At 62.0% G+C, this 20,478-nt stretch carries 17 protein-coding genes; 5 read left to right on the top strand and 12 right to left on the bottom strand.

The genetic code is table 11. From position 1 onward, the window contains the following. Positions 1–67: 67 nt before the first annotated feature. Together D0550_RS10230 and pdxR are read right to left on the bottom strand one after the other, a co-directional pair. Entirely contained in the window at positions 68–1,123 is a 1,056-nt protein-coding gene (locus tag D0550_RS10230) for a zinc-dependent alcohol dehydrogenase family protein (RefSeq protein ID WP_161965749.1), read from the bottom strand. A 120-nt stretch (positions 1,124–1,243) separates the two neighbouring features. Next, complete coding sequence (gene pdxR, locus D0550_RS10225) at positions 1,244–2,704, bottom strand: MocR-like pyridoxine biosynthesis transcription factor PdxR (RefSeq protein WP_116809087.1); 1,461 nt, start codon at positions 2,702–2,704, stop codon at positions 1,244–1,246. An 83-nt stretch (positions 2,705–2,787) separates the two neighbouring features. Here pdxR and D0550_RS10220 point away from each other — a divergent pair, with 83 nt between their 5' ends. Then, positions 2,788–3,198 carry a cupin domain-containing protein gene (locus D0550_RS10220; protein WP_116809086.1) on the top strand — a complete coding sequence of 137 codons (411 nt, stop codon included), beginning with the start codon at positions 2,788–2,790 and terminating at the stop codon, positions 3,196–3,198. Positions 3,199–3,224: 26 nt separating this feature from the next. Here the strand turns inward: D0550_RS10220 and D0550_RS10215 are convergent, their stop codons facing one another. Further along, positions 3,225–4,157, bottom strand: coding sequence for a hypothetical protein (locus tag D0550_RS10215; protein ID WP_116809085.1), 933 nt, complete (start codon positions 4,155–4,157; stop codon positions 3,225–3,227). A 91-nt stretch (positions 4,158–4,248) separates the two neighbouring features. On the opposite strand from D0550_RS10215, the gene uvrA reads away from it, so the two are divergent. After that, the gene (gene uvrA, locus D0550_RS10210; protein WP_116809084.1) at positions 4,249–6,783 is read left to right on the top strand and encodes an excinuclease ABC subunit UvrA; all 2,535 of its coding nucleotides are present in this window, start codon (positions 4,249–4,251) and stop codon (positions 6,781–6,783) included. Here the strand turns inward: uvrA and D0550_RS10205 are convergent. Both D0550_RS10205 and D0550_RS10200 read right to left on the bottom strand, forming a co-directional pair. Next, on the bottom strand, positions 6,780–8,825 hold the full coding sequence (locus D0550_RS10205; RefSeq protein ID WP_116809083.1) for an NAD(+) synthase: 2,046 nt from the start codon (positions 8,823–8,825) through the stop codon (positions 6,780–6,782). The two genes, uvrA and D0550_RS10205, sit on opposite strands and share 4 nt — an antisense overlap. Before the next feature lie 12 nt (positions 8,826–8,837). Beyond that, positions 8,838–9,494, bottom strand: a complete 657-nt coding sequence (locus tag D0550_RS10200; RefSeq protein WP_116809082.1) for a cysteine hydrolase family protein — start codon at positions 9,492–9,494, stop codon at positions 8,838–8,840. Here D0550_RS10200 and D0550_RS10195 point away from each other — a divergent pair. Continuing rightward, positions 9,493–10,059 carry a diguanylate cyclase gene (locus D0550_RS10195; protein WP_116809081.1) on the top strand — a complete coding sequence of 189 codons (567 nt, stop codon included), beginning with the start codon at positions 9,493–9,495 and terminating at the stop codon, positions 10,057–10,059. The genes D0550_RS10200 and D0550_RS10195 overlap by 2 nt on opposite strands. Here the strand turns inward: D0550_RS10195 and D0550_RS10190 are convergent. From D0550_RS10190 to D0550_RS10175, 4 genes are all read right to left on the bottom strand, one after another. After that, a complete protein-coding gene (locus D0550_RS10190) occupies positions 10,032–10,496 on the bottom strand; it encodes a DUF2269 family protein (RefSeq protein ID WP_116809080.1) in 465 nt (154 codons plus the stop codon). The two genes, D0550_RS10195 and D0550_RS10190, sit on opposite strands and share 28 nt — an antisense overlap. Beyond that, positions 10,478–10,891 carry a DoxX-like family protein gene (locus D0550_RS10185; protein WP_116809079.1) on the bottom strand — a complete coding sequence of 138 codons (414 nt, stop codon included), beginning with the start codon at positions 10,889–10,891 and terminating at the stop codon, positions 10,478–10,480. Before D0550_RS10185 ends, D0550_RS10190 begins: the two co-directional genes overlap by 19 nt. A gap of 168 nt (positions 10,892–11,059) precedes the next feature. After that, the gene (locus tag D0550_RS10180) at positions 11,060–11,869 is read right to left on the bottom strand and encodes an SDR family NAD(P)-dependent oxidoreductase (RefSeq protein WP_116809100.1); all 810 of its coding nucleotides are present in this window, start codon (positions 11,867–11,869) and stop codon (positions 11,060–11,062) included. Between the two features lie 79 nt (positions 11,870–11,948). Continuing rightward, entirely contained in the window at positions 11,949–13,100 is a 1,152-nt protein-coding gene (locus D0550_RS10175; RefSeq protein ID WP_116809078.1) for a DSD1 family PLP-dependent enzyme, read from the bottom strand. A gap of 163 nt (positions 13,101–13,263) precedes the next feature. On the opposite strand from D0550_RS10175, the gene D0550_RS10170 reads away from it, so the two are divergent. Then, on the top strand, positions 13,264–16,197 hold the full coding sequence (locus tag D0550_RS10170; protein WP_161965748.1) for a TonB-dependent receptor plug domain-containing protein: 2,934 nt from the start codon (positions 13,264–13,266) through the stop codon (positions 16,195–16,197). Here the strand turns inward: D0550_RS10170 and D0550_RS10165 are convergent. Continuing rightward, the gene (locus D0550_RS10165; RefSeq protein ID WP_161965747.1) at positions 16,194–18,047 is read right to left on the bottom strand and encodes an asparagine synthase-related protein; all 1,854 of its coding nucleotides are present in this window, start codon (positions 18,045–18,047) and stop codon (positions 16,194–16,196) included. The two genes, D0550_RS10170 and D0550_RS10165, sit on opposite strands and share 4 nt — an antisense overlap. A gap of 62 nt (positions 18,048–18,109) precedes the next feature. Further along, a complete protein-coding gene (locus D0550_RS36335; RefSeq protein ID WP_275129230.1) occupies positions 18,110–18,235 on the bottom strand; it encodes a hypothetical protein in 126 nt (41 codons plus the stop codon). A gap of 349 nt (positions 18,236–18,584) precedes the next feature. Here D0550_RS36335 and D0550_RS10160 point away from each other — a divergent pair, with 349 nt between their 5' ends. Continuing rightward, on the top strand, positions 18,585–19,760 hold the full coding sequence (locus D0550_RS10160) for a carbohydrate porin (protein ID WP_161965746.1): 1,176 nt from the start codon (positions 18,585–18,587) through the stop codon (positions 19,758–19,760). 42 nt (positions 19,761–19,802) lie between these two features. On the opposite strand, the gene D0550_RS10155 is transcribed toward D0550_RS10160, so the two are convergent. Continuing rightward, complete coding sequence (locus D0550_RS10155) at positions 19,803–20,468, bottom strand: energy transducer TonB (protein WP_161965745.1); 666 nt, start codon at positions 20,466–20,468, stop codon at positions 19,803–19,805. Between the last annotated feature and the right edge of the window lie 10 nt (positions 20,469–20,478).

Raw genomic sequence — 20,478 nt, 5'->3', positions numbered from 1 at the left:
ATTGAGCTGAACACGCGAAGTTGGACCTTGGGGGTGCGCCCGAAAGCGCTGCTCGGCGGCGTGTTGCTTAGAAGGTCAGCACGATCTTGCCCATGAAGTTTCCTGACGCCATCGCTTGCAACGCATCGGCGTATTGCTCGATCGGATAGGTCCGGTCGACCAGCGGGTGCAGGCGATGTCGCAACATGAACTCATTCATCCGCAGGTAGTCAGCGCGCGATCCCACGAAGATGCCCTGCGCGCTCGCGGATTTCTTCAATATTCCCCAAGCGGACAGCGAGCCGTCGTAACCCGTGATGCCGCCGATGATGGACAACGTGCCTTCGTCCGCGAGACTGTCTACCGATTGCGCGAGCGTGCTCTTTCCTACCACATCGAGCACGAGATCCGCGCCGCGCCCCTCTGTAAGCCGCAGCACGCCCTTTGACCACTCAGGCTCTTTTCGATAGTTGATGCCGTCCTTTGCGCCGAGCGCGACAGCATGCGCCAATTTTTCGTCCGAGCTGCTGGTGACGATGACGCGTGCACCGGCCGCGACCGCGAACTGAAGTGCGAACGTCGATACCCCGCCGGTTCCCTGCACCAGTACGACGTCGCCTTTCTGTGTGGCGGCGCGGCCGATGACTGCATTCCATGCAGTCACTGCCGTGGTCGGCAACGTCGCGGCTTCGTTGTAGTTGAGGTGCTCTGCAATCGGCACGACCGCTCGCGCATCGAGCGCGATGTACTCCGCTGCGACGCCTTCGATGGTCCAGCCATACACCGCATCGAGATATCGCTCGTGGTACGGACCGTCGAGCCAGTTTCTGAAGTAGGTGTTGGTGACACGATCGCCCCTGCGAACATTCTTCACCGAGCGGCCGATGGCGACGACTTCGCCGGCGGCATCCGACACCGGCGTCTTCGCTGCGTCATCGAAGTTTTGCCGTTCCAGCCGCGACAGATCGCCTCGATTCAGGCTGATCGCATGCACACGCACAAGCACCTGCCCGTCGCCGATGGTCGGCATTGGAGCCTGTATCAGCCGCCACTCGTAACGCTCGCCAGTCCGCTCGATGACGATCTTGCGGCTCTTGGCTGCCGGCTCGGATGAATGCGCGAGTGCCGACAGTGCGGTACCCATCGTTACAGCCGCGATTCGGAGCAGACCGGAGCGTAGTGACATCATGGTGCACAATGTCATGCCGCGAGTGGTCGCAAAGAAGGGCCACTTCGAGGCAACTACGAGGAGCCACTTCAGTAACTACTTGTTAGCCGCGAACGCCCGCGCCAGCCGCACCAGTCCCTCGGTGATTTCATGCTCGGCCAGGCTGCTGAAACCGAATACGAGCCCGTTGCGGCTGGCCCGCCCGATCTGAAACCGGCGCAGTGAATAGACGCCTGTGCCGAGATGAATCGCCCGCGCGACGATCTTCTCGACATCGACTCGAGATTGAGTGAACGCCGCGAGGTGCAAGCCGGCTGCCGATGGTACCGGCGCCAGGTCAGCGCTCAGATACTTCTCCAAGCCATCGAGTAGCGTCTGTCGCCGGCTGCTATATATCTGACGCATGCGACGTACGTGGCGGGCCAGATGACCTTCGCTGATGAAGCTCGCCAAGGTTTCTTGCAGCAGCGGCGAGCATTGGCCATCGGCGTAGTGTTTGGCGGCCACCAGTGCGGGCCGAGCCCATGACGGTGCAACCACGAATCCCAGGCGCAAGTCGGGAAACAGACTCTTGGAGAACGTGCCGACATAGAACACCGTGGCGGCTCGATCCAGCGTCTGCAGCGCGTCGAGCGGCCGCGCGCCGAAACGAAACTCGGCGTCGTAGTCATCCTCGATGATAGCGATGTTGTGAGCGCTGGCGAACGCCAGCAACTCGGCACGACGGCGCGGCGACATTACTGCGCCCGTCGGGAACTGATGCGACGGCGTCACATAGATCGCGCTGGCATGGATCGGCAGCTTGTGCACGATCAATCCTTCCTCGTCCACCGGTACCGGAACGATCTTTGCGCCCGCGGCTATGAACGCCATGCGGGCGCGTTGATAACCCGGATCCTCCATGACGATGACACTGCGCTTTGGCGTGACGAGAATTCGCGCGAGCAGATCGAACGCTTGCTGTGCGCCGCTGGTCACAACGATATCGGACGCGTCGCAGGCCACGGCGCGGGCAAACGAAACATGTTTTGCAATCGCCTCCCGCAAGGTGGCTCGGCCTGCCGACGTTTCATCGATCAGCGGCTGGCGGGCGAACGTCCGCTGCGCTCGGCCGGACAGCCGCCGCCAGGTCGCCATGGGAAACCTGGAAACATCGGGCCAGCCCAGCCGAAATTGATAGCGCACCGCCTGTGGCGCCGGCGCTGACTCGAATAGCGCGGGGCGTTGCCAGAACTCGGCCAATGCCCTAACGCGCGCGGCGTTGGATTTTTTCTGACCAGCGAGGCGCGTCACCCCTGGCAGCACATCCGCAACATAGGTGCCCGCGCCGTGCCGAGTCGTAATGTAGCCTTCGCTCAACAGCAGATCGTAAGTCGCAATTGCCGTGTTGCGCGAGACTCCATAGTGACTGGCAAGCACGCGCGTGGCCGGCAAGCGCAGGCCCGGACGCAGGCGGCCTTCGAGAATCGCTGCCTTGAGCTGCCCATGCAGCGCCCGCAGACGCTCGCCCGATTTGCGGGGCGGGATGCGGATCGGCAGCTCCAGCATTGGTTCCATCGAAGTTCGCCTTTTTGGCTCTTTCAGGGAGCCGCATTCGGGCGCATTCTGGCGGTTGTCAGCAGTTGTGAACAAGCACTCCCATGAACAAACTCGCTCTCGGCGCCGCCATCGGCATGGCTCTGCTCGGCGCTGCCAGTCAGGCCGCGGATTCGCAAACCCAGGCGGTCGTGAAGCCACTCATGACCGAACCGCTCAGCGGCATTCCCGGCAAGGAAGTCACAGTCCTCACGGTTGAATATCTGCCCGGCGGCGCTTCGTTACCGCATCGGCACGATGCCGATGTGTTCGTCTATGTGCTGGAAGGCGCGGTCGTCATGCAAGTGGACGGCAAGCAGCCGGTCACTGTGCGCAAAGGTGAAACCTTCCGTGAGGGTCCGGCGGACATTCACCGTCAGTCCATGAACGCCAGCAAGACCGAGCCGGCCAAGTTCGTCGTCTTCATGGTGAAGGATCAGGGCAAGCCGGCAACTCGTCCGCTAGAGGGCAACTGATACGGCGCTCACCGCATCGTATCCGTCTATGGCGTCCAGGTGACCGACAACAGCCAGTTGCTCTGGATGCCGCGATGTATCTGCTGTTCCAGGAACGCTTGTGTGAGGAACGTGCCCGCATCGATCGACAGATGCGAGGGAATGTAAGTCACCGTCAGGCCCAGAGTCAGCGACGGATCGCCGAAATGCTTGCCGTTGCCGGCGCCGGCCGTATCGCCATAGATATCGAAGCCGGGGCCGGTGATATGTCCCTGGACGCCGCGTCTCGGCAGCGGATAGGCGAACAACGCATGCGGCGTGAATAACCAATCGCCTCGTGTGCGCGGCAGCTCCAGGCCTGCGAACGGCGTGAAGTGATCGTAGTGACCGTCGAAATCGATCTGGCCCTGCAGTCCGGATTGCGGGCCGCTGGTTATGGCATAGTCGAATCGATAGTCTCGTAGCTCGACCCGTTGCCAGAGCAAGCCGGCGACCCAGCTCTGGTTGCCGAGCCAACCTTCCGACCCCTGTCGTGACCAGAACAGGCCGGCGCCGAAGTCGGTGGCCGTTCCATCCAGATGGGTGAACGCCGCGTCCACGGGGCGCTCGATCGGGGTCTCCGGCGCGAACAATGTTTGCAAGGGTCGAGTGTCGTAACCGGAGTGCAGGCGCAGCGGATCGTAGAAACCGAAGGCGCCCAGTCGCGTCTCGTTACTCAGCATCCGGCTGGTTGACACAGACAGCAAGGGACCTGAGATGCTCAGGTCGCCGGCGGTGGTCGACGAATAGGCGGCTTGAACTTGATACCCGCGATTCTCCGTCCCGGCGCCGAGCTCCCAGACCGGCAGCGTCGCATAGCGATTGTCCATCATCGCTTCAGGCAGATGCTCTGCGATGAATTCGATGTCGTGCTCGGCGCTGGCCGCTGCGGCCATGCTCAGCCCGATCGTCCCGAGCAGCGCGGTGCATGTGCGGTTCATGGGAGAATGCACGCTGGTTTCGTTGGGGGTATGCCTGGAGTAGGACGCTGTGCCTGGCGAAACCAATCGCAGTCACAGTCGTTATCCAGCAATGAAAAACACCGATTCACGCCGGGACGGTAGAGTCACGGTCCGCGGCGCGCGCGAGCACAATCTCAAGAATGTCGATGTAGAGATTCCACGCGATGCGCTGGTGGTGTTCACCGGCGTGTCAGGGTCGGGAAAATCCTCGCTCGCGTTTGGCACGCTGTACGCCGAGGCGCAGCGGCGTTACCTGGAATCGGTGTCGCCGTATGCGCGCCGATTGTTTCATCAAATGGGTGTGCCGCAGGTCGATGAGATCGACGGCTTGCCGCCGGCCGTCGCGCTTCAACAGCAGCGTGGCTCGCCGACAACGCGCTCGTCGGTCGGCAGTGTGACGATGCTGTCGAATCTGCTGCGTATGCTGTACTCGCGGGCTGGCGACTATCCGCGCGGTCAGGCGCTTCTCTATGCCGAATCCTTCTCGCCCAATACGCCGCAGGGTGCATGTCCGACATGCCATGGCTTGGGCAGAATTTACGATGCCACCGAAGCTTCGATGGTCCCCGATCCGTCGCTCAGCATTCGGGAGCGAGCGATTGCGGCGTGGCCACCCGCATGGCACGGGCAAAACTTACGAGACATCGCGGTTACGCTCGGTTACGACATCGACAAGCCCTGGCGCGAGCTGCCCAGGAAAGATCGCGATTGGCTGTTGTTCACCGACGAGCAGCCTACCGTTCCCGTGTACGCAGGCTACGAGCCGCACGAGGTGCGGCGTGCGCTGAAGCGCAAGGAAGAACCGAGCTATCAGGGAACGTTCACAGGCGCGCGACGCTACGTTCTGCACACTTTCGCGAACACAGAAAGTCCGCTGATGAAGAAGCGGGTGTCGCAGTATCTGGTCAGCACCGACTGTCCGCTCTGCAAAGGCAAGCGGCTGAACCTCGAAGCGCTAGCGGTGAAGTTTGCCGATCTGGACATCGCGCAGATGTCTGGGCTGCCGCTCAAAGAACTTGCGAAGTTGTTGCAACCGTACGCGTCGGGCACGGCGCCGCGCTGGCGCAAGCTCGAAGCGGAGCATCCGGAGAAAGCGCTGGTCACCCAACGCATTGTCCAGGATCTGGAAGCGCGTGTTGCGGTGATGCTCGACCTGGGCCTGGGGTATTTGTCGCTGGAGCGCAGTACGCCAACCCTCTCTCCGGGCGAGTTGCAGCGGCTGCGCCTGGCCACTCAGGTGCGATCGAATCTGTTCGGCGTGGTGTATGTGCTCGATGAGCCGTCCGCCGGTTTGCATCCGGCGGACACCAAGGCGCTGCTGGCCGCACTCGATCAGCTGAAGCAAGCGGGCAACTCGCTGTTCGTCGTCGAGCACGAGCTCGACGTGATTCGTCATGCCGATTGGATCGTGGACGTCGGCCCGGCGGCGGGCGAGCATGGCGGCGAGATTCTATATAGCGGTCCGCCCAAAGGCCTGGCGTCGGTAAAGGCATCGCACACGCGTCGGTTCTTGTTCTCCGAATTCAAGCTGCCGCCGCGTGAGCCGAGAACGCCGCGTGACTGGTTGAAATTGAGCGGTGTGACTCGAAACAACTTGCTGCAGCTGGATGCGCAGATTCCGCTCGGCTTGCTGACCAGCGTCACTGGTGTGTCGGGCTCGGGCAAGTCGACGCTCGTGAGCCAGGTGCTGGTTGAGCTGGTTGCCGCGCATCTCGGTCAATCGGTCGCGCCGGACGAGGAGGAGGGCAGCGAGCTGGAGCGCACCATCGTGCATACGCTGGGTGGCAAGATCACCGCCGGCACGGAGCGAATCAAGCGACTGGTGCGTGTGGATCAGAAACCCATTGGACGCACGCCGCGCTCCAATCTCGCGACCTACACCGGGCTGTTCGATTACGTCAGAAAATTGTTTGCGGCGACGAAGACGGCGCGCTCACGACGCTACGACGCAGGTCGCTTCTCCTTCAACGTCGCGAAGGGACGTTGTGAGACTTGCGAAGGCGAGGGCTTCGTGATGGTCGAGCTGCTGTTCCTGCCGAGCGTGTATGCGCCGTGCCCGACCTGTCACGGGGCTCGATACAACGCGCAGACCCTGGAAATTCGATATCGCGACAAGAACATTGCCGAAGTGCTGGCGATGACCGTGGACGCGGCGTGGCAGTTCTTCGAGGACGAGCCGCACATTCATCGCTCGCTCGATGTGCTTCGCGAAGTGGGCTTGGGCTATTTGCGGCTCGGGCAGGCGGCCACGGAACTGTCCGGCGGCGAAGCTCAGCGAATCAAGCTCGCCACCGAGCTGCAGCGCGTGTCCAAGGGCGACACATTATATGTATTGGACGAGCCCACCACCGGCCTGCATCCGTCGGACGTGGAGCGACTGGTCGTGCAACTCGAGCGTCTGGTCGAGGCGGGCAACACAGTGGTCGTCGTAGAGCACGACATGCGCGTGGTCGCGGGCAGCGATTGGGTCATCGACATGGGGCCCGGTGCGGGCGACGAGGGTGGCTCGATTGTCGTGACTGGGCTGCCGGCGCGCGTCGCCAAGTCCAAGCGGAGTCGGACCGCGCCTTATCTCGCGGAGTTTTTGCAGGAAGCCACTGGCTAAGGCACGTTCTGCTGCAGCTCGTCGAGCCAGATCTTCGCGTTGCCATCCGCTGGCGCGCGCCAGTCGCCCCGCGGCGATAGGTTGCCGCCCGACATGACTTTCGGTCCATTGGGCAACGCTGAGCGCTTGAACTGGCTCAACGCGAAGAACCGATGCAGGAAGACTTCGAGCCAATGCTTGATGTCCTGCAGTTGATAAGACCGTCGCATGCTTGCGGCCATGCCTTCCGGCCACGCGCCCTGGGCTTCGTCTTTCCAGCCATGCCATGACAGGAACGCGATCTTCGAAGGCCGCAGGCCGAAGCGTGTGATGTAGAAGAGGTTGAAGTCCTGCAACTCGTACGGGCCGATCTTCGCCTCGGTGCTTTGCAGGCCGGCGCCTTGGCCGGGCACCAGCTCCGGAGAGATCTTGGTTTCCAGGATGGAGCGCAGCGTCTGCGCGGTGTCCGAGTCGAATTGGCCGCTGCCGATGACCCAGCGCACCAGGTGTTGAATCATGGTCTTGGCCAGCGAGCCATTGACGTTGTAATGACTCATGTGATCGCCGACACCATAGGTGCACCAGCCCAGCGCCAGTTCGGACAGATCGCTGGTCCCCAATACCAACGCATTGCGCTGGTTGGCGAGACGGAACAGATAGTCGGTGCGCAAGCCGGCTTGCACGTTCTCGAAGGTCACATCGAATACCTGTTCGCCGGCAGCGTATGGATGCTTCAGGTCGGCGAGCATCTGCTTCGCCATCGGTTTGATATCGATCTCTTCGGCGGTGATGCCCAGCGCACACATCAGTGCCCACGCATTCTTCTTGGTGTGCTCGCTGGTTGCAAAGCCCGGGAACGTGAAGCCAAGAATGTTCGCGCGAGGCAGGCCCATCAGACCGAACGCCTTGGCGGCGACCAGCAGCGCGTGCGTCGAGTCCAGGCCGCCGCTGATGCCGATCGCGATCCTCTCGATGCTGGTGGCCTGCAGCCGTTTGATCAAGCCTTGCGCCTGGATGTTGAACGTCTCGTAACAGTCGCGATCCAGCCGGGCCGGATCGTCGGGGACGAACGGGAAGCGATCGATTTGCCGTCGCAGGCCCACATCCAGGGGCTTGCGCGCATGACTGAAGGCGATCCGGCGGAAACGGCGTTCGGGATGGCCGGCTGCGATCGCGGCGTCGTTGAACGTCGGCGTCCGCATTCGCTCCAGCCGCAGCCGCTCGACATCGATGTCTGCGACCGCCATCTGGCTCTCCAGCGGGAATCGCTCGGTGCAGGCAAGCTGCGCACCCAATTCGTGAATCGAGGCTTGTCCGTCCCACGCCAGATCCGTCGTGCTCTCGCCTGGCCCTGCCGCCGAGTAAATGTACGCGGCCTGACAGCGAACGGATTGAGATGCGCACAAGATCGCTCGTTCATCGGCTTTGCCGACGACGATGTTGGAGGCAGAGAGATTGCAGAGAATCAATGCACCGGCGAGTGCGCCAAGCGTCGAAGGCGGCGTCGCGGCCCAGAAGTCCTCGCAGATCTCGACATGGAATATGAAATCGGCCACATCGCGGCAGGCGAAGATCAAATCCGTGCCGAATGCGGTTGTCTGTCCAGCAAGCGCGATCGCAAGTCCTTCGGTGCCAATGCCGGGTGCGAACCAGCGCTTCTCGTAATACTCGCGGTAGTTCGGCAGGAATGACTTCGGCACGACGCCGAGCAGCTGACCGCGATGAATCACGACGGCGCAGTTATAGACACGCCCGTTCCTGCGCACCGGCGCGCCGATGATCAGTACAGGATGCAATGTTTCTGAGACTGGCAGCAGCGCTTTGATTTCGTCATCGACTCTTTGTAGCAGCGCATCTTGCAGAAACAGATCGTCGATGGCGTAAGCCGACAAGCCCAGCTCTGGGAACAGCATCAGATCGACATGCTGCTCGTGTCCCAGTCGGGCCAGTTCTATAGTCCGCTGCAGGTTTGCCGCAGGATTGCCTACTTCGACGCGCGGCGTGCAGCTGGCAACGCGCACCAGTCCATGAGTGTGAATGTCATAGAAAGCGGCGGTGTTCATATCTGGGCTTACCTATAGGCGCAGCTGCCGCGAGCTGGCGACTTTCGCCATCAGGGCGTGTGAAAAGATGTACAAGGCATGCCGGGTGTCCGCCGCCGCAGCGGCGCCGATGCAATCCGACGGAATGATCAGCTTGAACTCGCGGACATGCGCGTCCATGGCGGTAAACAGCACGCATTGATGACTGGTGATGCCGGTTGCGATCAGGTTGGCGATCTTCAGTCGCTGCAGCAGAGTGTGTAGCGGCGTGCCGAAGAATGCCGAGTGCCGCGGCTTGAAGATGAAATAGTCTTGCGGCGTCGGTGCGAGCAACTGGACGATCTTCCGCCCGGGCGAGTCGGGTTGCATGCAGCGGTCGACGAAGTCCTTCTGGTCCGATTCCCACTTGCCGGCCGTGTCGTTCGCATAGATCACAGGCATTCCGGCCGCATGCGCCCGCTCCCTCAGCCGGGCAATGTTCAACGCGGCTTTGCGCGCGCTGCGCACGATGCGATTGGCGTCCGGGTAGCGATACTCGGAAATCATGTCCAGGATCAGCAGTGCGGTGCCGGATTTGCTTCGCGTGGGCATGTGCAGAGAATGAAGCAGCGCCGTGATGGTTCCTTGCCGAGGGAACTTGGCTGACACGGGAAGAATTTTATGCAGCGCGACGGTTACGGAGCGCGGCATGAGCCTGCAAACCTTGCTGGAAACGTTGCTGCTGTGGGGAATCTATCCGCTTTGGCTGCTAGCCGGTGCGGGCGATTATCTGTGTCACCGCCGGACCGACATCGAGCACACGTCCGGCAGCACGGAATCGTGGTTTCATCTGCTGCAGTTCCTGACGTTGCTGATTGCGCTCGCGGCCGGTGCGCTGCTGGAACCGAACGCGTGGGCGTTCGGGGTGATGGTCGCGGCCGTGTTGGTGCACTCGGTGCTCGCACATCTGGATGTTTCCTACACGGACGCTCGGCGCTATATCTCGCCCTTTGAACAGCTCGTTCACGGCTTCATGGACGTGCTGCCGCTAATGGCGGTTGCCATCTTCGGCGTACTGCATTGGCAGGCCATCAGTGCGGGGCCGAGTGGCGCCTCCTTGACGCTGGTGCGCTCGGATCCCACTCGCTTCTGGCTGCTGGCGAGCTTCCTTGTGCTGGCGGGTATGCCCATCCTGGAGGAACTGGTGAGAACGCTGCGGTATCGCCGCGAACGTGAGCAACAGCGCTATCAGGCCGGCTTGGCCACCATCAAATAGAAGACGGCCACCAACGCTGTAAACGCGACGATGCCCAGCGCCACCCACCACTTCAGGAAATCCCAATACAACTGCGGCAACTGCGTGCCATTGGCAGCCGCGGCGACGGCCATGTCCCGCATTTTTATCTGCATCCACACGACGGGTAGCCAGGCGGCACCGGCGAGAAAATACAAAGCGATCGAGACGGCGATCCACGTGCTCGACAGCGGAAAGCCGGCGAGATGGATCAGGTACAGTCCAGTGACGGGTTGAATGATGATGGTCGGCGTGGTGAAGGCGTAGTCCGCGATCACGACATGACGCACCACCGTGGCGATGACGCGCGTGTCGCGCGTCAGACTGGTGAAGAACATGTAGAAGGCGGAGCCCAGTCCCGTACCGAACAGCACCGTCGACGACAGGATGTGCAGCCACTTTACGACGAGGTATTCCATCGACGCGCTTCCAGCGTGTACAGCAGATAAATGGCGGCGAGCATCACCAGATTCTTGCTCAGCGGGCCATAGGGGTGCAGCCAAAACTCGGGTAGCTTGAACGTGATGATGATCGTGTAGCCGCCGATGACCGCAAACTGCAGCAGCCACAGCCAGCGTCGTCGCTGTAGAACCAATGTAGCGATGCCGACCGACAGGTCGAGCACGGCGGCGCCATACAGCATCACTGGCGCGAGGGTGCCTGTGATGCCCACGCGAGCGAGCAATTCGTAGCTGTCTTGTATCGGGTACACGCCCAGCGACACGATGCCGGTCCAGATCCAGACCAGTGCGATGCTCAATCTCAGCAACTTTTGCGTGTTATCGGGCGGAGCCGGGATGCCGGCATTGAGCATGGACAATGGTTTCTCGATCCAATGACGAACCAGGCGCTCGTAGCACCGGACGTAATTGTAGCCGCGCGCGTAATCGTTGCAGAAGATCTTTCACGCCGATTGGCGCCGGTCCGACCAGCGCGACGCGCCGGCGTCCGCATTTCAGAAGTTTCAGTGATTTCTTGTTCTTTAGTGCTTGCGCTCAGTCTGTTTGCCGTGGAGGCGAGCCCTGGTTTCGTCGCTCATCAGTTTCGCGGCACTCACCTGCATCCTGTTCTTCACGCCGGGCACGATGTGATCGGCGCCTTCACTCAACGCTTGAATTGCGGCTTCGGCGACCTCTGCCGGATCCTGCTTGGCCGACTCGCCGACGACCGTATCTTCCATGTGTGCGCGCTCGAAGAACTCGGTGTCGGTGGGGCCGGGCATGAGCACGGTGACATTGATGCCCTTGTCCTTGAGCTCGTTGCGAATGGCCTGTCCGAACGAACGTAGGAACGCTTTGCTCGCCGCGTACACGGCCATGCGTGGGCCCGGCAGTACGCCGGCGACGGAAGAGGTTATCAAAATGTCGCCGCCGCCTTGTTCGAGCATGTCGCGCGAGATCAGCTTGACCAGGTGCACCTGTGAGGTGACGTTCAAGTTGATCAGTGCGATCTCCTCTTCCAGGTCGGTCTCCTCGGAGAAGCCGCCATACACACCGACGCCGGCATTGGCGGCGAGTAGCTCGACGGGTCGGTGCAGCGCACGGACGCTGTCATAGACTTTGCGCACGCCATCGCGCTGGGACAGATCCGCCTGTACAACTTCAACCTGCGTGAGATCGTCGATTTCAGACAGCGAGTCGCCCGCTTCGTTGAGCTTCTCCGCATTGTCGGAAACCATCACCAGATCATAGCCACGCTCGGCCAGCTTGCGCGCCAGCTCGAAGCCGATGCCGCTCGACGCGCCAGTAACGAGTGCCAGGGGACGTTGAACATCGGTGAGGGTAGTGCTCATGGAGTGGCTCCGCGTGCTCGTACAGCTGGGCAACGCATCGCCTGTGAGCATGTTCCTGGCTCCGGAGCAACCCTTGTACTTACCAACCTGATGGAATGCGCGGCCACTGTGCGACGAGTTGATCGTCGGCGATGACGTTGTAGTAAGTGTGTTGTGCAGCCGTGGCGCACGCATGGTTGGGCAGAATTCGGACCAGCGAGCCCACCGGCAGTTCGGGCAGCGGCGCCGAGCTGCCGGGGCGGATTTCCAAAATGCCATGCTCCTGGTTCGCCTGCCGCATGATGAGATCGGGATAGGGGCGGCCCGCGGGATCGCAGACCAGCCCGTAATACTGATCTACCGGTTGACTGGCAGTGCCGCGGTCGCGCGACATGGCCATCCAGCCGGCGTCGACCAGGATCTGATGTTTGCTCGGCTGATGACCGATGACGCTGGCCAGCACGCTGATGGCAATGTCGTCCACGGAGCAGACGCCGATGCCGGCCATCACCAGATCGAAGAACACAAAGACCCCGGCGCGCACTTCGGTGACACCTGTCAGGTCGCGGGCGAAGTGGGCGGTCGGAGTCGAGCCCACGCTCACCACGGGTGCTGCGAAGCCCGCAGCCCGCAATTGTTCGGCACATCGGACTGCGGCAGCTCGCTCCTGTTCGGCCGCCGCCACGAGTTGTGCTTCGCTACGCGCATCATAAGAACCGCCGGCGTGAGTCATGACGCCTCGTGGATCGGCTCCGCCTGCTTGCAGGGTGCGGGCGATCTCAACGAGCAGAGGATCGCCCGGTTGTATACCGGCGCGGTGGCCGTCGGAATCGATTTCGATCAGTGTCGGAATCTGAATGCTGAGCTCACGGCACTTTGCGGCCACTGCCGTTGCCTGCTCCAGGTTGTCGACGACGATGGACAGGTCCACGCCGCGCTTGCGCAACGCGATTGCTCGGTCCAGCTTGGCGGGCGCGATGCCGACTGCATACAAGATATCGCGCACCCCCGCGGCAGCAAACTCTTCGGCCTCTTTCAAAGTCGACACTGTCGCGGGCCCGGCGGGCGTGCTCAGCAAGCGTCGCGCGACGTCGATCGATTTGGCAGTTTTCAGATGCGGCCGCAGACCGACGCCGAGCTCGCGCAGATGCAGTTTCAGTCGCGCAATGTTTCGATCCATGCGTTGCTGATCGAGCAGCAGACCCGGCGTGGGCAGGTTGGCGAGAGCGAATGCGAGTGCAGATTGGGGCATAAACAAATTTTTAGATTGTTGCGCCCCGACATCTTCGCATCGGACCCGGCGCATCGGCAAAAGAAACGTTAGGGCCAAAATTCAGGTTGCACGACTGACAGTGCTATCCCAATATCGGATGCAAATAACGACCGGCGGATCGGTTCGGGCGACCCATCCAGCAATGACTCAATTATGTCGCGGCCGGAGTGTGAGTGGGGAAGCGGGGCGCTTGCTGGGAGCGCTGCTGTTGATGCTCGCGTTCTCGACCCCGGCCGCGGATCAAGCGCGCTCGCGACAATATGAATTCGATATTCCGCGCACGACGCGGCTCATGGCGCTGCATGAACTGAGTCGTCAGGCCGACGGTCTGGTGGTGGCATACCTGAGCTCCGACGATGTGGAGGAGCGCAGTCTGGTCGGGCCGGTGAAGGGCTGGCTGACGGTCGATGAAGTATTGCGAGTGATCTTGCGCGCATCGCAGCTCGGCTCGCGCTGGATCGAGGACACCATGGTCTCGGTCGAGCCCAGGCCGGAGTCCGCCGGGCCGTTCGAGTCGGCTGCCGGGCTCGCGGCCGGCACCCTGCCGCATTCGAGCGACTTCGATCCGTCGCGGCTCGAGCCCGAGGAGATCCTGGTGCTGGGCTGGCCGATCCGCGATCTGACTTTGTCGGTGTCGCCGGTGGTCCTCATGGACCGTGACGATCTGGATGCGATGGGCGCACCGACCCTGCCGGACGTGCTTCGGTATCTTTCGCAAAGCGCCTACTCGCGGCCGGAAGGCTATCGATCCAGCGGGGCGCAATATGCGGAGCTGCGTGGACTGGGGCCAGACACGGCACTGATTCTCATCAATGGGCGACGGGCCTTGCCCAGTGCCAACAGTCTGTCTTCCAGCGCGTTCGATCTGAACACCATTCCGGTCACCGCGGTGGAGCGCATCGAGTTTCTGCTCGACTCGGGGGCGGCCGCTTATGGCAGCGATGCGATCGGCGGTGTCATCAATATCGTGCTTCGTGACAAAGTCTCCAAGCCGACGGTGGAGCTGCGTTATGGCGGGGCCGACGGTGGCGCGCAGCAGGAGCGGGTGACCTTCTCCGCTGGCTTGAACAAAGATCGATTCCAGGGCGCGGTGGTGTTCGATTATTTCGATATCGGCGGGCTGCTCGGCGAGCAGCGGGACCTGTGGCGCGATCAGGACTTTCGTCGTTATGGCGGACGGGATCATCGCTCGCTGGTCAGCAGTCCGGGCAATGTCAGCGCACTGATTGGCAACCTGCCAGGCTTGTCGTCGCCGATCGCGGCGGTGCCGCCGGCAGGCAGCGATTTCTCCACGACTGCGGGGCAACCGAATCTCGAGAGTCTGCTGCGTTATTCGAGCATCGTTCCGGAAGCGACGCGCCGGACCGTGACTGCGACCGGAACCGCACGACTGACGGACCGAATGACAGCGACGGGTGAGTTGCTCTATGTGAATCGCGACTCCACTTATTACGTCGCGCCGCAGCTGCTGCCGAGCATGCCGGTGCCGGGCTCGAGTGTTTTGGGCGCGGGCAATCCATACAATCCTTTCGGTACCACCGTGATCGTCAATCGTTTGCTCACGGAATATCCGTCGCAATCGCAGTCCGTCGACTCGCAGTGGCTGCGTTGGGTAGCGGCTCTGCACGGCGATTGGGGCCGTTGGAATTGGGAGCTGTCGGCGCTGCGCTCCGATGAGCAGGCGACCACGACTCTCGACAACACAGTGGACCTGTTGGCGGCGATGCGCGCCTTGGCCAATCCAGATCCGGCGCTGGCGCTGAATCCGTTTTCGTCCGGCCCGATGGGCAGCAAGGCATTGCTCGACAGTTTGTTGTTGCCGAGTGTCGCGAATGAGTTCAGTTCCGCGGGTCAGCAGTTCGCCGGATTCGTGCAAGGCCCGGTCTGGTCCTTGCCCGCGGGTCCCATCACCACGGTGCTGGGCGGCGAGTGGCGCTCGGAAAAGATGCGAGCTGCGAACGGAGCTGCCGGCTCGTTCGATCACCAACGCAACATCAGCGCAGGGTTTGCACAACTGCGCGTCCCGCTCGTCAGCGACAGACTGCGTGAGACCTTGCCCGGTCTGCGCGAGCTGACGCTCACGGCCGGCACTCGTTGGGATCACTACAGCGAGTTGGGTCGCGTGGTGCGCTCACAAATGGGTTTGAGTTGGAAACCGCATCGTGACTTCAGCGTGCGTGTCTCGGGCGGCAGCAGCTTTCGGCCGCCGTCGTTGTACGAGTTGTATCTGCCGCGAATTTCCACGGCGTCGCGTGTGACAGATCCGGCACGAGGCGAACTGGCGCCCATCACCCTGACGCTGGGCGGAAACGGCGAGCTGGATCCGGTTACAGCACGATCATTTACCGCCGGCGTGGTGTTCAGCCCGGATTCGGCGCTGAATTGGAATGTCTCGGCCGACTGGTGGCGCATCGATATGAAGAATCGCGTGGTCTCGGTGCCACCGCAGTTGATGCTTGCCAACGAAGCACTGTTCAGGGACCGCATCGTGCGCGATCCGTCCACTGAAGAGGGACGACCCGGCGTACTGCGATCCATCGACTCTTCGCGCATCAATGTCGGTGGCGTCGACACCGCCGGCGTGGATCTCGCCGTCAAAGCGGATTTTCTGACCGAGCTCGGCCGCTTCACGCCGGAGCTGCAAGCCACCTGGTTCGATCGGTTCGAGTCCACCGATGTGCCGGGTCAGGCGCCGGTCGACCGTGTCGATCTGGCGAGCGAGCTGGGTTCCATTCTCGACTGGCGGGCTGTCCTGTCACTGAGGTGGCGGCGTGGTGCGCTGGGAGCTGTATTGGCTGCACGCTACACACCTTCTTATGACGATGCCGTTGCCGGCGTGCGCACCGGTCGAACCATCGCCGCACAGACCTTGCTCGATCTGCAGGGCTCGCTGGACCTCGGTGCGTTGTATGGCGGCCAGTCACGCCTGGGTGGGCTGAAGCTGTGGGTGGGTGCGGCCAACGTGTTCGATGAACAGCCCGGTTTTGCCGATGTCGGCGACGTCGCCGGCTTCGACTCATCACAGAGCGAGTTGAAGCAGCGCACGTACTACATGCGTCTGGAAAAACAATTCTAAGCAGTCGCGCGACGTCGAGCGTCGAGCGCACAGGACCGCCAGCTTCTCGCCCAGACTTCCACGTCCAGATGACGCAGCAACTCGCCGGGATGGATTGCACTCTTCGACACTCGCTCGCTCAACGCTTCTTCGACGGCCTTGCGATTCAAGAGCTGCGCTTCGACGAGCACACCATCGAGCAGCAGCTCGCGTAACAATCCGCGATGTCGCTCGACCAGTCGATCGGCGATACCCGGCGCTCGATCCTTCCAGTGGCGACGAATGATTTCAGCGGGCACGTCGTGCGCGAATGCTTGACGCGCCAGGCCGCGCTCTCGACCGTCTTGAAAGTGCACATCGACCGGAATGCGCAGGAACAGCTCCATCGCAGGTTGAGAGTAAAGCGGCGCGAGCACTTCCGGCGGGTCGATGCCGGAGGCGACGTTGTAGAACTCCGGCGTGGCCAGCAACGTGCCGAGTCGTCTGACGAGTGACCAGGGCACAGTTTGCAGATGAGCGAGCCACGGATGTGGAAAGCTCGAGACGTCGGCGTAGCTCGCACGCAGCGCTTCATCGACCAGCGTCGAAACAGACATCACCGTTCTGCGCTGATGCTCCATCCCGGCGCCGCGACGCCAGCGACGCAGCGATTTCATCATCACTGTCCAGGTCGATTCTTCCGTCAAGCCAGCCACGCGCGCCGCGAGCCGAAATGCGTGAGGACGCAGGCCGTGACGGTGCAGATATTCCGAGGCGGCGTAGGCGAAGGTGTCGCCACAGAAACCAGAGTCGCCGCCATCGCCGCAAAACACGGCAGTCGCTCGATGCTCGCGAGCAATCTGATGTTCCAGAGAGCTTCGCAGCAAATAGCCCAGGCTCGCGGTGGGCTCGACCAACGGCGGCAGGCTCATCACCTTGGGCAACGGGATTTGATCCGCGGTGACTGAGTGTTCTTGGTGCTGCAATCGATGTCTGCTGGCAGCGAGCCGCGCCCAGGGGCGCTCGTCCGATCGACCGCCGGGCGTGAAATACGTGTAGCAGGTCAAGCGTGGCGGGGTGGGGGCGTCGGCCAGACAGGCCGCAATGATCGACGAATCCAGTCCGCCTGACAGCCGATGCAGGATGCTCTCGTGATCACTGCACAGCGTGCGTGTGCATGAGCGCACCGTGGCGCGCATGGCGCGAGCCGCGAAGGCAGGATCTTCGATCGCCGTGCTCGTTTCGACAAAGTGCAGCGGCTGCCAATGGAACACTCTTGGCTGTGCAGTCCCGCCCAGCTCGACACATTCACCACGATAGATGGTCTGGACTTCATCCAGTGCACGCTGATCGAGGACGCCGCCGTGGAGCACCCGGTCGCGCAAATAGCGCTCGTTGATCGTGAACTTGAATAGTTGCGTGCTCACCAGAGTGGCGATGTCTCCAAAAATCACCTGTACGCCATGAAAGCTGGTGACGAAGCACGGCAGGCTGCCGGTGGGATCTTTGAGCACCCAGGTGCGATTCGCCGCGGGATCTCGCAATAGCGCGACGTAATTTCCCCACGTGTGTTCGACCAGCCATCGACCGCGACTGGCAATGATCTGCTCGCTTTGCTGCACGGTCGGGCGGAAGCGGGGCGCCGCCGAGTCGTCCGTGACATCGTTCAAGCGCTCGAACGATGCGCCTATCAGCACGCCGCGCTGGTCCGGCAGCGCCTGCACATCGAGCGATCCCTGCCGGAAATTCCGGTGGAGCACGCATAGACCCTTGCTTTGCTCGATTCGTCCCCACGGTTTGGGGCGAGCGGTCAATCGGTCGATCAATAGCTGGGCGGCTGCGCACTGCTGAGTCGCATCGACGTTCCATGCCAAAGCGAGATAACGAAACATATTCTTCTCCAGACATCCGGGTGCATTCGGCCGCATGCACCCGGACGGTCAGGTTTCAGACATCAGCCCAGATCCGGCATCAGGCCCCAGAACCAGGTACTGTCCGGAAAGACATGGAGCGGAAAAAGCTGTTTGGTTTCTTCCGTCGCATCGCCGAGGTCTACGAGCTCGATGGGGTCCGTGTTCATTGCCCTCTCCTTAATCGGCACGTCGAACAACGCGGGATGCATTGCCCGGTGCGTCGGCAACCTGCCATACCAAAATAGGATTGGAATTAAGGGACGGGCCGCGGGTTCGAGCGCCGCATTGCGATGATCCGCGTCATCGCTGGAGTTGCCGGTTGTGGCTGGCCCACGGTCCGTTGGGTGACAGACATTGTGTTATTGGTAATTGGACACTGTGATCTGCGTCACTGCCGCGCCCGGGATGCACGAAGCCGGGGGTGGGGCAAAGCCTGAAAGCGATGCGATTGCGTCATGCCGGTCCAGCGCATGCCGATGTAGTGCCCGATTGGGGACGGGCCAACGGGGCTGCTGGATGAGTTGGGAGATTTCGAAGAACCTTACCTTGATGAGCGCAGGTGTCTGCGCGACCTGTGCGGCGGTGTCCGCGCAGGCGGGCGACTTTGCGTCGAGCATGCAATTCGAGGCTGGGTACGCCAGCGACTTCTTCGTCAATCTGCGCGGCGGGCTGGCGCGCGGCGATCGTCATCTCGCCAATCTCGATGTCGTGGCCACGCTCGATATGCAGGAGTTATGGGATATCCGCGGGCTGACGCTGTTTGTGTACGGCCAAAGCAATGCCGGCGGAGGCCTGTCGGAGCGTTTCGTCGGCGACTCGTTCGATGTGTCGAACATCGACGCCCCGGCGGCGTCGCGATTCCTCGAACTCGGCGCGGCATGGGAGTTCGGTGACGACGGCGAGCACGGCGTGCGCGTCGGTCTGCTGGATTTGAATACGGAGTTCGACGTGAGTGCCCCGCGCAACCTGTACGTCAACGGGGCGTTCGGCATGGGCCAGGAGTTGGGTCAGAGTGGCGAGCACGGTCCATCGAGTTATCCGACGACGTCCTTGGGCGTGAGCCTGAATCTGCAAGTGGCGCCGCAGTGGCACTGGCTCAATGGGGTGTTCGACGGCGTGCCGGGCGATCCGCATCGACCGAAAGCGACGACCGTGCAGCTACATCATGACGATGGCCTGTTGTTGATCTCGGAGTTGCAGCGCCTGTCCGCTGGGCGCGTGGAGAAACTCGCCTTCGGTGTGTGGGGCTACACGCGGGCGACCGAGCATCTGGCCGGTTCGGCGCACAACCAGGGCTGGTATGTCTCTGCCGATTCGCGTCTCGGTCCGCTGGATGAAGTGCGACCCTGGCGCACGTCGCTGCGCATTGGTCATGCCGAACAGAGCGTGAACGATCACGACTGGAGCCTGACGACGGCCTTGAACTATGACCTCGCACGTCCGGTAGGAAGAGAGCAGAGCTTTGGTGTCGGTGCCGTCTGGATCAAAACATCAGCGGCGCTGCGCGACAGCGAAGATGTGGATGACTACGAGACTGCGCTCGAGCTGACCTGGCGAGTCACGGTGAGCGACTGGCTGGTCCTGCAGCCTGACGTTCAATACATCATCAATCCGGGCTCACAGCGTTCGCTGAGCAACGCTGTGGTGCTGGGACTGCGTTTCGAAATCGTCGCGCCGACATTTCAGTGGTGACAGGGCGGTGCCGGCGCGTGGGCGCCGGCACTGCCATCGACATCACATCCTGGTGTTGAGACGGAAAGTTATCGGCAGCTGTTTCCACATCGCCATCGGCTTGCCATCGCTGGTGCCAGGAACGAAGCGCCACTTCTTCGCTTCGCGCAGGGCCGAATCGTCGAGCTTGCTGAAGCCGCTGGAACTGATCAGTTTCACCTCGCCGACGCGGCCGTCCGCGAGGATATAGATCGACAGCACTACGGTGCCTTCGGCGCCGCTGCGGATCATGTCGACCGGATAGTACGGCTCACTGAGGCCACGCCGAGAATCGATGCGAGGCTCGACGAGCACTGGCGCCGGTGGCAGCACGTCGCCACCGCCGTTACCGATGATGTTGTTGGGCGGCGTCGGTATGGGATCTACGATCGGCGCGCGCGACGTCGGCTCGACCGGAACGTCGATCGGCGGCAGCACGTAGGTCGGGTCGAGCTTCTGCGGCTTGATCTGTGGATCCTTCACGTCCACCGGTTTGGGCTGGAGCGGCTCGGGCGCCGGCAGCAGGACCGGCGCCGCCGGCACGAATATGCTGGTGATCTTTTGCGTCATCCCATTGGTCAGCGCCCAAAAGAACCCCAGATGCAATAGCACGATGATCGCCAGCGCCCACGCGCGCGGCGAATTCCAGTTGTGCATCGATGGAAAGCTATTAACCGTCATCGCAGTCATTCGGTTTACT

This window comes from Steroidobacter cummioxidans, assembly GCF_003104955.1.
The sequence above is the reverse complement of the archived record's forward strand: the minus strand, read 5'-3'. Positions and strand labels throughout refer to the sequence as shown.

Bases quoted from the DNA above. Each gene is read 5' to 3' on its own strand.
- D0550_RS10170 (WP_161965748.1), top strand. From the start codon at position 13,264: ATGACTCAATTATGTCGCGGCCGGAGTGTGAGTGGGGAAGCGGGGCGC.
- D0550_RS10190 (WP_116809080.1), bottom strand. From the start codon at position 10,496: ATGGAATACCTCGTCGTAAAGTGGCTGCACATCCTGTCGTCGACGGTG.
- D0550_RS10205 (WP_116809083.1), bottom strand. From the start codon at position 8,825: ATGAACACCGCCGCTTTCTATGACATTCACACTCATGGACTGGTGCGC.
- D0550_RS10160 (WP_161965746.1), top strand. From the start codon at position 18,585: ATGAGTTGGGAGATTTCGAAGAACCTTACCTTGATGAGCGCAGGTGTC.
- D0550_RS10195 (WP_116809081.1), top strand. From the start codon at position 9,493: ATGAGCCTGCAAACCTTGCTGGAAACGTTGCTGCTGTGGGGAATCTAT.
- D0550_RS36335 (WP_275129230.1), bottom strand. From the start codon at position 18,235: ATGAACACGGACCCCATCGAGCTCGTAGACCTCGGCGATGCGACGGAA.
- D0550_RS10165 (WP_161965747.1), bottom strand. From the start codon at position 18,047: ATGTTTCGTTATCTCGCTTTGGCATGGAACGTCGATGCGACTCAGCAG.
- D0550_RS10230 (WP_161965749.1), bottom strand. From the start codon at position 1,123: ATGGGTACCGCACTGTCGGCACTCGCGCATTCATCCGAGCCGGCAGCC.
- D0550_RS10185 (WP_116809079.1), bottom strand. From the start codon at position 10,891: ATGCTCAATGCCGGCATCCCGGCTCCGCCCGATAACACGCAAAAGTTG.
- D0550_RS10215 (WP_116809085.1), bottom strand. From the start codon at position 4,157: ATGAACCGCACATGCACCGCGCTGCTCGGGACGATCGGGCTGAGCATG.
- uvrA (WP_116809084.1), top strand. From the start codon at position 4,249: ATGAAAAACACCGATTCACGCCGGGACGGTAGAGTCACGGTCCGCGGC.
- D0550_RS10180 (WP_116809100.1), bottom strand. From the start codon at position 11,869: ATGAGCACTACCCTCACCGATGTTCAACGTCCCCTGGCACTCGTTACT.
- pdxR (WP_116809087.1), bottom strand. From the start codon at position 2,704: ATGGAACCAATGCTGGAGCTGCCGATCCGCATCCCGCCCCGCAAATCG.
- D0550_RS10175 (WP_116809078.1), bottom strand. From the start codon at position 13,100: ATGCCCCAATCTGCACTCGCATTCGCTCTCGCCAACCTGCCCACGCCG.
- D0550_RS10155 (WP_161965745.1), bottom strand. From the start codon at position 20,468: ATGACTGCGATGACGGTTAATAGCTTTCCATCGATGCACAACTGGAAT.
- D0550_RS10220 (WP_116809086.1), top strand. From the start codon at position 2,788: ATGAACAAACTCGCTCTCGGCGCCGCCATCGGCATGGCTCTGCTCGGC.
- D0550_RS10200 (WP_116809082.1), bottom strand. From the start codon at position 9,494: ATGCCGCGCTCCGTAACCGTCGCGCTGCATAAAATTCTTCCCGTGTCA.